General features: G+C 60.7%; 14 protein-coding genes. 9 read left to right on the forward strand and 5 right to left on the reverse strand.

The genetic code is table 11. The features are described 5' to 3' along the window. Positions 1–96: 96 nt before the first annotated feature. Genes B723_RS08975 through B723_RS08985 form a run of 3 tightly spaced genes read left to right on the forward strand, consistent with a single transcriptional unit; the run spans position 97 to position 2437 of the window. On the forward strand, positions 97–672 hold the full coding sequence (locus tag B723_RS08975; RefSeq protein ID WP_017336409.1) for a YfiR family protein: 576 nt from the start codon (positions 97–99) through the stop codon (positions 670–672). Further along, the gene (locus tag B723_RS08980; protein ID WP_017336410.1) at positions 669–1937 is read left to right on the forward strand and encodes a diguanylate cyclase domain-containing protein; all 1269 of its coding nucleotides are present in this window, start codon (positions 669–671) and stop codon (positions 1935–1937) included. The genes B723_RS08975 and B723_RS08980 overlap by 4 nt, the downstream gene beginning before the upstream one ends. Beyond that, complete coding sequence (locus B723_RS08985; RefSeq protein ID WP_017336411.1) at positions 1937–2437, forward strand: OmpA family protein; 501 nt, start codon at positions 1937–1939, stop codon at positions 2435–2437. Before B723_RS08980 ends, B723_RS08985 begins: the two co-directional genes overlap by 1 nt. On the opposite strand, the gene B723_RS08990 is transcribed toward B723_RS08985, so the two are convergent. Further along, positions 2434–3381 carry a LysR family transcriptional regulator gene (locus B723_RS08990; RefSeq protein ID WP_017336412.1) on the reverse strand — a complete coding sequence of 316 codons (948 nt, stop codon included), beginning with the start codon at positions 3379–3381 and terminating at the stop codon, positions 2434–2436. The two genes, B723_RS08985 and B723_RS08990, sit on opposite strands and share 4 nt — an antisense overlap. Before the next feature lie 162 nt (positions 3382–3543). Here B723_RS08990 and B723_RS08995 point away from each other — a divergent pair, with 162 nt between their 5' ends. Beyond that, entirely contained in the window at positions 3544–5070 is a 1527-nt protein-coding gene (locus tag B723_RS08995; protein WP_017336413.1) for a CoA-acylating methylmalonate-semialdehyde dehydrogenase, read from the forward strand. Between the two features lie 10 nt (positions 5071–5080). After that, a complete protein-coding gene (gene mmsB / locus B723_RS09000) occupies positions 5081–5968 on the forward strand; it encodes a 3-hydroxyisobutyrate dehydrogenase (protein WP_017336414.1) in 888 nt (295 codons plus the stop codon). 219 nt (positions 5969–6187) lie between these two features. Here mmsB and B723_RS09005 read toward each other — a convergent pair whose 3' ends face one another. The 3 genes from B723_RS09005 to B723_RS09015 all read right to left on the reverse strand — a co-directional run bounded on the left by B723_RS09005 (position 6188) and on the right by B723_RS09015 (position 9092). Then, positions 6188–6532: a cupin domain-containing protein gene (locus tag B723_RS09005; protein ID WP_008024653.1), complete on the reverse strand. Its 345-nt coding sequence runs from the start codon at positions 6530–6532 to the stop codon at positions 6188–6190. Between the two features lie 167 nt (positions 6533–6699). Then, entirely contained in the window at positions 6700–8103 is a 1404-nt protein-coding gene (locus B723_RS09010; RefSeq protein ID WP_017336415.1) for an amino acid permease, read from the reverse strand. A 104-nt stretch (positions 8104–8207) separates the two neighbouring features. After that, positions 8208–9092 carry a LysR substrate-binding domain-containing protein gene (locus B723_RS09015; RefSeq protein ID WP_017336416.1) on the reverse strand — a complete coding sequence of 295 codons (885 nt, stop codon included), beginning with the start codon at positions 9090–9092 and terminating at the stop codon, positions 8208–8210. A gap of 222 nt (positions 9093–9314) precedes the next feature. Here B723_RS09015 and B723_RS09020 point away from each other — a divergent pair, with 222 nt between their 5' ends. Continuing rightward, positions 9315–10079, forward strand: a complete 765-nt coding sequence (locus B723_RS09020; RefSeq protein ID WP_017336417.1) for a sulfite exporter TauE/SafE family protein — start codon at positions 9315–9317, stop codon at positions 10077–10079. Here B723_RS09020 and B723_RS09025 read toward each other — a convergent pair. Continuing rightward, positions 10069–10383, reverse strand: coding sequence for a putative quinol monooxygenase (locus B723_RS09025; RefSeq protein WP_017336418.1), 315 nt, complete (start codon positions 10381–10383; stop codon positions 10069–10071). The genes B723_RS09020 and B723_RS09025 overlap by 11 nt on opposite strands. Positions 10384–10545: 162 nt before the next feature. On the opposite strand from B723_RS09025, the gene B723_RS09030 reads away from it, so the two are divergent. From B723_RS09030 to B723_RS09040, 3 genes are all read left to right on the forward strand, one after another. After that, positions 10546–11136, forward strand: a complete 591-nt coding sequence (locus tag B723_RS09030; protein ID WP_017336419.1) for an NAD(P)H-dependent oxidoreductase — start codon at positions 10546–10548, stop codon at positions 11134–11136. 240 nt (positions 11137–11376) lie between these two features. Then, a complete protein-coding gene (locus B723_RS09035; protein ID WP_017336420.1) occupies positions 11377–12288 on the forward strand; it encodes a LysR family transcriptional regulator in 912 nt (303 codons plus the stop codon). Between the two features lie 103 nt (positions 12289–12391). Next, positions 12392–13285 carry an NAD-dependent epimerase/dehydratase family protein gene (locus B723_RS09040; protein ID WP_017336421.1) on the forward strand — a complete coding sequence of 298 codons (894 nt, stop codon included), beginning with the start codon at positions 12392–12394 and terminating at the stop codon, positions 13283–13285. Positions 13286–13352 lie beyond the last annotated feature (67 nt).

A 13352-nucleotide genomic window follows, 5' to 3' on the forward strand; every position in this document is an offset into this window, starting at 1 on the left:
AACTGTCCGAAGTGCCGTCTTGCGCGGCCTCGCGAGCGTTTCGACGCTATGCTATCGTTGCGGCATCATCCCGTTACGACCGAATGGAATCCCTGCATGAAGGTGGCTGTCTGGACGACAGGGCACATTGTTGCCTGCAAGCGAGTCATGCTGGCAGGCATTCTCTGTTTGCTCAGTGGCCTCGTGTTCGCGCAAGCGCAAACGCCCCCCGGCATGGCCGATCAACGCGCCCAAGCCGTTACGCAGGTTGTACTCGGCATCCTCAGTTATGCCCGTTGGCCTGTTGAGCCAGCACAACTGCGTTTGTGCATAGTGGGCCCCACCGAATACACCGACGATCTGGTCAAGGGCACGACCCAGGCCACCGGCCGTCCTGTCACCGTGCGTCGGTTGCTGGCGGATAGCCCGTCCATTGTCGGTGAGTGCGACGCGGTGTACATCGGCAAACTGACCAGCGAGGAACGCAGCCGGCTCTTCGCTTCGCTGGCGGGGCGGCCGGTGCTGAGCATCAGCGAAAGCGACGACCAATGCACCGTCGGCAGCCTGTTCTGCCTGCGAGTCGGCGATGAGCAAGTGTCCTTCGAGGTCAACCTCGATTCCGTCGCCCGCAGCGGCGTGAGAATTCACCCCAGTGTGCTGCAACTGTCCCGCCGCAAGCCGGCGGCACCATGACGCTATTCAAACCGGATAGTCGTCCGACCTTGCGCTCCGTCATCGGTCGCGGTCATTTGATCGTCGCACTGGTGGGCGTGGCCATGGCCAGTGTTTCGCTGACGTTGCTGGGCGTGCTGGCCTTGCGGGTTTACGCCGACCACAACCTGCACCTGATTGCACGCTCCATCAACTACACCGTGGAAGCGGCGGTGGTGTTCAATGACAAGGCAGCCGCCACGGAGGCGCTGGCATTGATCGCGTCCACCGAAGAAGTGGCTGATGCCCAGGTGCTGGACGAGCAAGGCAAGTTGTTGGCCCGTTGGCAGCGACCGGAAACCGGATTTTTCTCGGACCTGGAAATGCAGATGGCCAAGGCGTTTCTGGAAAAGCCGATCAGCATGCCGATTGTCCATCAGGGCCAGGAAATCGGCAGTGTCCAGCTCATTGGTCACGGTGGCAGCCTGATGCGTTTTTTGCTCAGCGGACTGGTGGGGATCGTTCTGTGTACCGCTGTCAGCGCCTGGGTGGCGCTGTATCTCGCACGCCGACAACTTCGCGGGATCACCGGCCCACTGCGCAGCCTGGCTTGCGTGGCTCACGCTGCACGCAGCGACCGTGCCTTCGACCGGCGTGTGCCGCCGGCGGCCATTGCCGAACTCGACAACCTGGGCAACGACTTCAATGCCTTGCTCGATGAACTCGAATCCTGGCAGACCCACCTGCAAAGCGAAAACGAAACCCTGGCCCACCAGGCCAGCCATGACAGCCTCACCGGGCTACCGAACCGGGCGTTTTTCGAAGGCCGGCTGAGTCGTTCGCTGCGCAACGCCAACAAACTCAACGAGCGCGTGGCGGTGCTGTTTCTCGACAGCGACCGATTCAAGGAGATCAACGATAACTTCGGTCACGCCGCCGGCGATGCGGTGCTGGTGGCCGTGGCCAATCGGGTTCGTGCGCAGCTGCGCGAAGACGATCTGGTGGCGCGTCTGGGGGGCGATGAATTTGCCGTCCTGCTGTCCCCGCTGCACATGACCGAAGACGCCGAGCGTATCGCCGACAAAATCCTAGAAAGCATGGAAATGCCGATCCCGTTGCCGGGGACCAGCCAGGTGCTGACCTCTCTCAGTATCGGCATCGCCGTGTACCCTGATCATGGAACGACACCGGGGGCGCTGCTCAATGCTGCCGATGCGGCCATGTACCAAGCCAAGCGCCTCGCCAGGGGTGCTCAGCACACGTCAGGGTCGGAGCACCCTGTCGCCGATGTTCAAACCAGGAGCTAATGCCCGTGTTTTCACTCCCTCTGCGATTTTTCACGATGACCCTGTTCATGGCCGTGCTGGCATTGGCCGGTTGCCAGACGGCGCCGCAAAAAGGCCTGACCCCGGCGCAGGTCGCGGTGCTCAAACAACAAGGTTTCGAGTTGACCGACGAGGGCTGGGCGTTTGGGCTGTCCGGCAAAGTCTTGTTTGGCAGTGACGTCGAAAAACTCAATGCGCAGAGCACCGAGATCGTCGAGCGCATTGGCAAGGCGCTGTTGGGGGTCGGAATCGAGCGGGTACGGGTCGATGGTCACACCGACGCGTCGGGTAAAGAATCGTATAACGAACAGCTGTCCGTGCGCCGCGCGAAAAGCGTTGGCATGGTTCTGACCTCGGTGGGCATGAACGAACAAAACATCCAGCTGCGTGGCTTCGGCAGCAGTCAGCCCGTCGCCTCCAACGACACCGCCGCTGGCCGAACCGAGAACCGCCGGGTGTCGATTGTGGTCAGCGCCGATTAGTCGGCGAACACCATGTCCCGTCGCTCACCCATCAACAGACCCTGATTTTGCTCAGTCACCTCCCGGATGTAATCCCACAACAGGGTAATCCGCTTGAGCTTGCGCAGGTCCTCGCGGCAGTACATCCAGAACTGCCGGGTGATGTTGATCTCTTCCGGCAACACCGGCAGCAGACGCGGATCCTGCGCGGCGAGGAAGCACGGCAGAATTGCCAGTGACCGCCCCTGCTGCGCCGCCACGAACTGTGCGATCACGCTGGTGCTGCGCAGATTGGCGCTGGCGCCAGGCAGCACGTTTGCCAGGTACAACAGCTCCGAGCTGAACGCCAGGTCGTCGACATAACTGATGAATGAATGCTTGCCCAAGTCTGCCGGGCGGCGGATGGGCGGGTGTTTGTCCAGATAGTCCTGGGTCGCGTACAGCTGCAACTTGTAGTCGCAGAGTTTGCAGCAGACATAGGGACCATGCTCGGGGCGCTCCAGCGCAATGACGATGTCCGCCTCACGCTTGGACAGGCTGATGAAGTGCGGCAATGGCAGGATGTCCACCGAGATCGCCGGATAGGCGTCGACGAAATGACTCAGTTGCGGGGTGATGAAAAAGCTGCCGAACCCTTCCGTGCAGCCCATCCGCACGTGCCCGGACAGCGCGACGCCAGAGCCTGATACTTGCTCGCAGGCCATGTGCAGGGTGCTTTCGATCGACTCGGCGTAACCGAGCAATCGCTGACCTTCAGCCGTCAGCACGAAACCGCTGGTCCGGGACTTTTCAAAAAGCAGCGTGCCCAACGCCGCTTCCAGCGAACTGATACGCCGCGACACAGTGGTGTAGTCCACCGCCAGGCGCTTGGCCGCGGTGCTGGCCTTGCGGGTGCGGGCGACTTCGAGGAAAAACTTGAGGTCATCCCAGTTCAGCGAGCCTAGGGACGTGATGTTTTTTTGCATGATGGACCGGCTTTTATGTGCGTTCTTATTAGAAGTTTGCACATCTATACTCCAAAAACAGTCCGATAACCAATTCGCGACACACGCCTCATCTCAAGGCGACTTTCTCGCCTTGGCTCCCTAGATAGCTCTCTAAATAAGAACAATGTCCCGGAGACCAACATGAACGCATCGCTCACGCCAAACGAAACCACTGTGCAAAAGGTCAAGCTGTTGATCGACGGCGAGTGGGTCGAGTCCCAGACCAGCGAATGGCACGACATCGTCAACCCGGCGACCCAACAAGTGCTTGCCAAGGTTCCGTTCGCCACGGCGCAGGAAGTCGACGCCGCGATCAGTGCCGCCCATCGCGCCTTCCAGACCTGGAAGCTGACCCCGATCGGCGCGCGCATGCGCATCATGCTCAAGCTCCAGGCGTTGATCCGCGAGCACTCCAAACGCATCGCCGTGGTGCTCAGCAACGAGCAGGGCAAAACCATTGCCGACGCTGAAGGCGACATTTTCCGTGGCCTGGAAGTGGTCGAACACGCCTGCTCCATCGGCAGCCTGCAAATGGGTGAATTCGCCGAGAACGTCGCGGGCGGCGTCGATACCTACACCCTGCGTCAGCCCATCGGCGTTTGCGCCGGCATCACCCCGTTCAACTTCCCAGCGATGATCCCGCTGTGGATGTTCCCGATGGCCATCGCCTGCGGCAACACCTTTGTGCTCAAGCCGTCCGAACAGGACCCGATGTCGACCATGCTGCTGGTGGAACTGGCAATCGAGGCCGGCGTTCCGGCAGGCGTGCTTAACGTGGTGCATGGCGGCAAGGACGTGGTGGACGCCCTTTGCACGCATAAAGATATCAAGGCGGTTTCCTTCGTCGGTTCGACCGCCGTCGGTACCCATGTCTATGACCTGGCCGGCAAACACGGCAAGCGCGTGCAATCGATGATGGGCGCGAAAAACCACGCCGTGGTTCTGCCAGATGCCAATCGCGTACAAGCACTGAATGCGCTGGTCGGCGCCGGTTTCGGCGCAGCGGGCCAACGTTGTATGGCCACGTCCGTGGTGGTGCTGGTGGGCGCGGCCAAACAATGGTTGCCGGACCTGAAAGCGCTGGCGCAAAAACTCACCGTGAATGCCGGCAGCGAGCCGGGCACTGACGTTGGCCCGGTGATCTCGAAAAAAGCCAAACAACGGATCCTCGATCTGATCGAGAGCGGCATCAAGGAAGGCGCCAAGCTGGAGCTGGATGGTCGCGACGTCACCGTTCCAGGCTTCGAGAAGGGCAACTTTGTCGGCCCGACCCTGTTCTCCGGCGTGACCACCGACATGCAGATCTACACCCAGGAAATTTTCGGCCCGGTGCTGGTGGTGCTGGAGGTCAACACGCTCGACGAGGCCATCGCACTGGTCAACGCCAACCCGTTCGGTAACGGCACCGGCCTGTTCACCCAAAGCGGTGCGGCGGCGCGCAAATTCCAGAGCGAAATCGATGTCGGCCAGGTCGGCATCAACATCCCGATTCCGGTGCCGGTCCCGTTCTTCAGCTTCACCGGTTCGCGCGGTTCCAAACTCGGCGACCTCGGCCCGTATGGCAAGCAAGTGGTGCAGTTCTACACTCAGACCAAGACAGTCACCAGTCGCTGGTTCGATGACGACAGCGTCAACGACGGTGTGAACACCACCATCAACTTGCGTTAAGGAGCCGGACATGAAAATCGCTTTTATCGGTCTCGGCAACATGGGCGCGCCGATGGCGCGCAACCTGATCAAGGCCGGCCATTCGCTGCGGCTGGTCGACCTGAACAAAACCGTTCTGGCCGAGCTGGAACAACTGGGCGGCAGCATCAGCGCGACAGCCCGTGAAGCCGCTCAAGGTGCAGAACTGGTGATCACCATGCTGCCCGCCGCTGTGCACGTGCGCAGTGTGTGGCTAGGTGAAGACGGCGTGCTGGCGGGGATCGCCAAAGGTGTGCCGGCCGTGGATTGCAGCACCATCGATCCGCAGACGGCGCGTGATGTAGCCGCTGCGGCAGCCAAACAGGGCGTGGCGATGGCCGACGCGCCGGTGTCTGGTGGCACTGGCGGCGCAGCGGCCGGGACGCTGACCTTCATGGTCGGCGCCACCCCCGAACTGTTTGCCACTCTGCAACCGGTGCTGGCGCAGATGGGTCGCAACATCGTCCATTGCGGCGAAGTCGGCACCGGGCAAATCGCCAAGATCTGCAACAACCTGCTGCTGGCGATCTCCATGGTCGGCGTCAGCGAAGCCATGGCGCTGGGTGATGCGCTCGGAATCGACACCACGGTGCTCGCCGGGATCATCAACAGTTCCACGGGGCGTTGCTGGAGTTCCGAGATGTACAACCCGTGGCCGGGCATCGTCGAAACGGCGCCGGCCTCGCGTGGTTATACCGGTGGTTTTGGTGCCGAACTGATGCTCAAGGATCTGGGGCTGGCCACGGAAGCGGCCCGTCAGGCGCACCAACCGGTGGTGCTCGGCGCGGTGGCCCAGCAGTTGTATCAGGCGATGAGTCAGCGTGGGGAGGGTGGCAAGGACTTCTCGGCGATCATCAACAGCTATCGCAAACCCCAATAAGGGCTTTGGTGAGGGGCTTTGGTGGTGAGGGAGCTTGCTCCCGCTGGTTCGCGAAGCGGACCCGTTCGGGGTTAATGCGGTGTATCGGTTAGGGCGCATTGGCTGACTGTACGACGGCTTCGCCGCCGAGCGGGAGCAAGCTCCCTCGCCACAGGTACTGCGTGTACGCATCGACATTTACCGGGAAATCACGTCGGGTGATCTCCCGGTTTTTTTGCATCAGGCAAACACGAAATACTTGCGCACGGTTTCAACCACTTCCCACGTGCCTTTCATGCCCGGCTCGATGACGAAAATATCACCGGCACGCAGATGGATCGGCTCCTTTCCTTCCGGGGTGATGATGCAGTAGCCCTCGCGGAAATCGCAGTATTCCCACTTCACGTATTCCACGTACCACTTGCCCGGCGTGCAGATCCAGGTGCCCATGATCTTGCTGCCGTCTTCGCTGGTGTAGGCATTGAGGTTGACGGTGTGCGGGTCGCCTTCGAGTTTTTCCCATTTGCAGGCGTCGAGGACCGGCAGGGGATGGGTGTCGCGAAGAACGGTAATCGGTGCGGACATGATGACTCCGAGCGTGAGGGAGAACTGAAGTCGCACCCTATAGGGCTTGGTGCGGCATCAGTTGTCTGTGCTCGACATCGGGGTGTCCAGAAACGCTCGTTCATGAGCGCGTCCCATAAAAAACGCCCCGGTATTCATCGAATGCCGGGGCGTTTTTTTATCAGTGTTTATTGCGCCACTGGCAGGTTTCGATGCCGCGCCATGCGCAGCCGGTAGCACCCGTAGATGACCAAGACCCACACCGGCATGGCGTACACCGAAGCGCGCACCGGTGGAATCATCCAGATGACACCGATGATCACGGCCATGAACGCCAGGCACAGGTAATTGGTGTACGGCGACCAGAAGGCCTTGAAGCCTGGCACGATGCCGCGCTGAACCATGGCCTTGCGAAACTTCAGGTGCGTGAGGCTGATGAGCGCCCAGTTGATCATCAGCGAGGCGACCACCAGGGCAAACAGCATCTCAAGCGCTTCATGCGGAGCGACGTAGTTGACCACCACGGCCAACATCGTGATCAGCGCCGATACGCCCAGCGCCAGTAACGGAACGCCTTGCTTGTTCAGCTTCATCAACACCTTGGGTGCATCGCCTTGTTCGGCCAGGCCATAGAGCATGCGGCTGTTGCAGTAGACGCCGCTGTTGTAGACCGAGAGCGCGGCGGTGAGTACCACGAAGTTGAGGATTTGCGCGGCGGTGTCGCTGCCTATCAAGGCAAAAATCTGCACGAACGGACTGCCGCTGTAGGCATCGCCCGAGGCGCCCAGTGTTTGTAGCAGTTGGTCCCACGGATACAGCGACAACAACACGGTGAGTGCGCCGACGTAGAAGATCAACACCCGATAAACCACTTGGTTGATGGCCTTGGGAATGACCTTTCTTGGCTCGCTGGCTTCAGCGGCGGTGATGCCGACCAGTTCCAGGCCGCCGAAGGAGAACATGATGAACGCCATCGCCATCAGTAGTCCGGTGGTGCCGTTGGGGAAGAAACCGCCGTGGCTCCACAGGTTGCTCACCGATGCTTGCGGGCCGCCGGTGCCGCTGAACAGCATGTAGCAGCCGAGGAGGATCATGCCGATGATGGCTACGACTTTGATGATCGCGAACCAGAACTCCATCTCGCCGAAGACTTTGACGTTCAAGGTGTTGATCAGGTTGACCAGCACGAAGAACACCGCCGCGCTGACCCAGGTCGGCACCTCCGGCCACCAGAACTGCACGTACTTGCCGACGGCTGTCAGCTCGGCCATGCCCACCAGCACATACAGCACCCAGTAGTTCCAGCCGGACAGGAAACCGGCAAAGCCGCCCCAGTAATTGTGAGCGAAGTGGCTGAACGAGCCGGCCACCGGTTCTTCGACAATCATCTCGCCCAGTTGGCGCATGATCAGGAACGCAATGAAACCGGCAATCGCGTAGCCGAGGATCATCGACGGTCCGGCGGACTTGAGCACTCCGGCAGAGCCCAGGAACAGCCCCGTACCAATGGCGCCGCCCAATGCGATCAGTTGAATGTGTCGATTTTTCAACCCCCGCTTGAGCGTTGCCGGTTGCAAGATTTCATCCGCCATCTGGTTCCCTTTTTGGTTGTTGTGGCCAGGCCTGATTTGAAGGGGCAGATATTACTCTGCGCGGCCTTCGTCATACAGGTGCCAGTTGGGCCAAACACTGGTTTTCAAGGCGCGCGTAACGCGTCGAGCAAGGCTCTCGCATAACCGGGCAGGCCAGTGAATGAACGTGCGCACAACAACAGTTTGCGCTGTGCCCAGTCTTCCTTCAGGGCGAAGCTCTTGAGCGGTTGATCGACGGCCCGGCGCTGGATCGCTGCCAGCGGCACAATCGCCAGCCCGGCGCCGCGAGCGACCATGCGCATCACACCGTCGAAACCTTCCGCACGGATGCGGATTTGCAGGCGCATCCCCGCGTGCAGCGCCTGTTCTTCGAGGTACACCGCCAGTGCACTGTTGGCGCTCAGGCCAACGTAATCGTGATGCAGGGTGTCGCTGAAGTTTGGTGTCGCGCCGTTCGCCAGGGGATGGTCGGGCGGCATGATCAGCACCAGCGGATCATCGCGAAAGGGCAGGGTCTCGAGGGCGTGGGTGTCCACGGCGTCGGAGACGATGCCAAGGTCTGCAGCGCCCTGGCGCAGGGCGTGAGTGATACGGGCGCTGGGCAGCTCTTGCAGGTCAATGTCGAGGTTGGGATGACGGCACAGAAAGTCTGCCAGCACTTCCGGCAGGTGCTCGGTGATCGCTGTGGTGTTGCACAACAAGCGCACCTGGCCTTTGACGCCGTTGGCATATTCGGCCAGGTCCTGCTGCATGCGTTCGGCCTGTTGCAACAGGCGTCGGGCGTGTTGCGCCAGGGCTTTTCCGGCGGGCGTGGGGGTGACGCCGCGCCGACCGCGTTCGAGAAAATCGATTCCCAGCGATGACTCCATGGCGCGGATTCGTGCGCTTGCCGCCGCCAGGGATAAATGGCTGCGAGCGGCGCCGGCGGTGATGTTGCCGGTGTCGAGGATGTTCAGGTAGAGACGCAGGTCGGTCAGGTCGAAGTGCATTACAGCAACCTCAGAATATGTGTTGTCTGGACGGACGCCATCGCGAGCAGGCTCGCTCCCACATTTGTCCGCGTCAGACCGGACGACGCGTTTAACTGTGGGAGCGAGCCTGCTCGCGATGGCGTCAGTGGAAGCAATGAATTTTAAGCCTCTGAAAAAACAAGAGGCACCCTCAGTGTATGGCAGATTTTCACGCAGCCATTCCGGGCTCAGGATAAGCCCATGAATACACTCTCTGCGTTTTATCAAAACCTCGGCCTGGCCCTTTCCCTGCTGGTCATTGCGACCTTCCTGCTGGCCGGCATGATCAAGGGGGTCATCGGTCTCGGCCTGCCGACCATCGCCATGGGGCTGCTCGGTCTGGCTATGGCGCCGTCGCAGGCTGCGGCGTTGCTGATCATTCCCGCGACCCTGACCAACGTCTGGCAACTGGCATTCGGCGGGCATTTGCGTGGGCTGGTCAAACGGCTGTGGCCGATGCTGCTGGCGATCTTCATCGGTACCGGCGCCGGTACGTTGTGGATCGGCATGGCCGGCGGTCATTGGGTGGTGCGAGGCCTGGGCGCGGCGTTGCTGCTCTACGCGCTGAGCGGGTTGTTCCTGCCGACCTTGCGCATCGGCAACCAGGCCGAACGCTGGTCAGGGCCGCTGTGCGGCGTGCTGACCGGCGTCATCACCTCGGCTACCGGCGTCTTCGTGATTCCGGCGGTGCCGTACCTGCAAGCACTGGGTTTGAGCAAGGATGAACTGGTGCAGGCGCTGGGCCTGTCGTTCACGGTGTCGACCCTCGCACTCGCCGCTGGCCTGTTGTGGCGTGGGGCGTTGGGCAGTGGCGAGCTGAGCGCGTCATTGCTGGCACTGATCCCGGCCGTGCTGGGCATGTTGCTGGGCCAGTGGCTACGGCAGCGGATCAGCGCCCCCTTGTTCAAGCGCGTGTTTTTCATTGGCCTCGGTGTACTTGGCGGCCACTTGCTGGTCAGCGGGTAGCGGACGACGGGCTGAGCATCTCGATGGCGCGGATCTCGAAATCCCGCTCCAGGTATTCCTCGCGTTGCTCAAGGAACTGCTTCATGTGCGGCAGGTTCGAGTGCACGTCGAGGTGGGCCTGGGATTGCCAGATCTCGAAGAAGATAAACAGCGTCGGGTCCTGTTTGTCGCGCAGCATGTGGTACTCGATGCAGCCGGGCTCGGCGCGGCTCGCTTCTACATAGCCACGGAAGAACGCTTCGAAGGCGTCGGATTTTTCCGGGCGGGTCTTGGCGTGCAGGATGAAGCCTTGCATTTCACTCATCAAAAATCTCCTCAAGTTCAGAATCGGCGCAAGTTTATGGCAACAATCGCCTGTTGATTCGTGCGTATGGGTCAAATTAGTTTTGTGAATTCAGGGCTTATTCCGCGCGAGGCGGGCCATTAACCTGCCGCCATCCAATTTCTGACCCTTCCGAGATTTCCCATGAAAAAAGTCCTGTTGCTCAATGGCGGCAAAAAGTTTGCTCACTCCGACGGCCGCTACAACGCCACCCTGCATGAAGCCGCGTTGAGCGTGCTGGATCGCGGCGGCGTTGACGTGAAGGCCACGTTCATCGACGAGGGTTACGACGTCGCCGAAGAAGTCGCCAAATTCCTCTGGGCGGACGTGATCATTTATCAGATGCCCGGCTGGTGGATGGGCGCGCCGTGGACGGTGAAGAAGTACATCGACGAAGTTTTCACCGAGGGCCACGGCAGCCTCTATGCCAGCGACGGTCGCACCCGTTCCGACGCCTCGCAAAAGTACGGCAGCGGCGGTCTGGTGCAGGGCAAGCAATACATGTTGTCGCTGACCTGGAACGCGCCGCAGCAAGCCTTCGACGACCCGACCGACTTCTTCGAAGCCAAGGGCGTGGACGCGGTGTACTTCCCGTTCCACAAGGCCAACGAGTTCATCGGCATGACCGGTTTGCCGACGTTCCTGTGCGTTGACGTGATGAAGCGCCCGAACATCGAAGCCGACGTGGCGCGTTATGAACAGCATTTGAAAGAGGTGTTTGGCCTCAAGGCTTAAGGCTCGGCTACTATCGATACCTGTAGCAGGCACTGAACTGTGACGAGGGCTTTTTTGTGGCGAGGGAGCTTGCTCCCGCTGGTGCGCGAAGCGGACCCCAAATCAGCGAACGCGGTGAATCAGGCGGACCCTGCAGGCTGATTCACGACGGCGCCGCCGCCGAGCGGGAGCAAGCTCCCTCGTCACATCAGGCTTCTTTTGCACAGTGAATTTGCGCCGGACTATCGATAAGGGACACATGTGAAAGCCAGATCCGATGAGTTGCAGATTTTCGTCTGCGTGATTGAGTGCGGTTCGATTTCGGCTGCGGCCGAGCAGGTCGGGCAAACGCCTTCGGCGGTCAGTCGCACGCTGTCGCGGCTGGAGGCCAAGCTCGACACCACACTGATCAACCGCACCACGCGACGCATGGACCTGACCGAGGAAGGGAAGTATTTCTTCGAGCACGCCAAGCTGATTCTCGATCAGATGGACGAACTCGAAGAGCGCCTCAACTCACGCCAGCAAACCCCGTCCGGGCGTCTGCGGATCAACGCCGCCTCGCCGTTCATGCTGCACGCCATCGTGCCGTACATCGATGAGTTCCGCCGGCTCTACCCGGACATTCAGCTGGAGCTCAACAGCAACGACCTGATCATCGACCTGCTCGAACAGAGTACCGACATCGCCATCCGCATCGGCACCCTGGCCGACTCGACCCTGCACGCCCGTTCGCTGGGTTGCAGCCCGCTGCACATCGTCGCCAGCCCGGCCTACCTTGAGCAACATGGCACTCCGATGGTGGTCGAGGACCTGACGGGGCACGCGCTGCTGGGCTTTACGAATAACGAAGGGCTCAACCAATGGCCGTTGCGTTATGTGCATGGCGATCGCTGGCCGATTCAAGCGTCGATCAGCGCGTCCAGCGGCGAGACGATCAGGCACCTGGCGCTTGAGGGCCAGGGCATTGCCAGCCTCTCGCATTTCATGACCATCGACGACATCCGCGCCGGGCGCCTGAAGGTGCTGCTGGCGGATTTCAACAGCGGCTATCGCCAACCGATCAACGCGGTGTACTACCGCAACTCGCAACTGGCCTTGCGGATTCAATGCTTCCTGGACTTCATCCAGGACAAATTGGCGGTTTACGCGAACTCGGATTTCAAGGGCTGATTCGTGATCCCTGCGCAAGAGTGAATTGGGTCAACGGGGATTTTTCGTCCGCGATGACTACTTGATACTCGTTGCATCACTTATTCACGCAGGGAGTTTCTCCATGAACGTATTCGTTACCGGCGCTGCCGGTTTTATCGGCGGCTCCATCGCCACGGGCCTGGTCCGCGCTGGCCACACAGTTACCGGCCTGGTGCGCAGCACCGAACAGGCCAATGAATTGCGCGCTTTGGGCATCACCCCGGTCATCGGTACTCTTGACGACAGCGCACTACTGGCTGAACAGGCCCGCGCTGCCGACGCCGTGATCAACGCCGCCAGCAGCGATCATCGCGGCGCGGTGGAAGCGTTGCTCAATGCCTTGCGCGGTTCCAACAAAGTGTTCCTGCACACCAGCGGTTCGAGCATCGTCGGCGATGCGTCGGGCGGTAAATCCAGCGACGTCATCTATGACGAAGACAGCTTGCCGGAGCCGACCGTCGACAAGGCTGCACGCGTGGCCATCGACAACCTGATCCTCGCCGCAGCGAAAGACGGCGTGAACTCGGCCGTGATCTGCAACACCCTGATCTACGGCCACAGCCTGGGCGTCAAGCGTGACAGCGTGCAGCTGCCGCGCCTGCTGAAACAGGCGCGCAAAAGTGGCGTGGTTCGTCATGTCGGCACGGGCCAGAACATCTGGTCCAACGTGCACATCGAAGACGTTGTTTCGCTGTACCTGCTGGCGCTGACCAAAAACGTACCGGGCACGTTCTACTTCGTTGAAAGCGGTGAAGCGTCGTTCATCGACATGACCACGGCGATTGCCGAAGCGTTGAAGCTGGGTGAGCCACAAGACTGGCCACTGAAGGATGCCGAGGCCGAGTGGGGTTATGAAATGGCCAACTATGGTTTGGGTTCCAACAGCCGTGTGCGCGGCAAGCATGCGCGGGAACTGCTGGGTTGGGCGCCGCAGCGGACGTCTGTGGTTGAGTGGATTCGGGACGAGATGGTTTGAGTTCGCTGTAGACCGCGTCATCGTTCATTGCGGGCAAGCCACGCTCCGCCAGGATTTGCGTCGTTCA

It is taken from the genome of Pseudomonas fluorescens NCIMB 11764, from assembly GCF_000293885.2.
Lineage (GTDB): Bacteria > Pseudomonadota > Gammaproteobacteria > Pseudomonadales > Pseudomonadaceae > Aquipseudomonas > Aquipseudomonas fluorescens_B.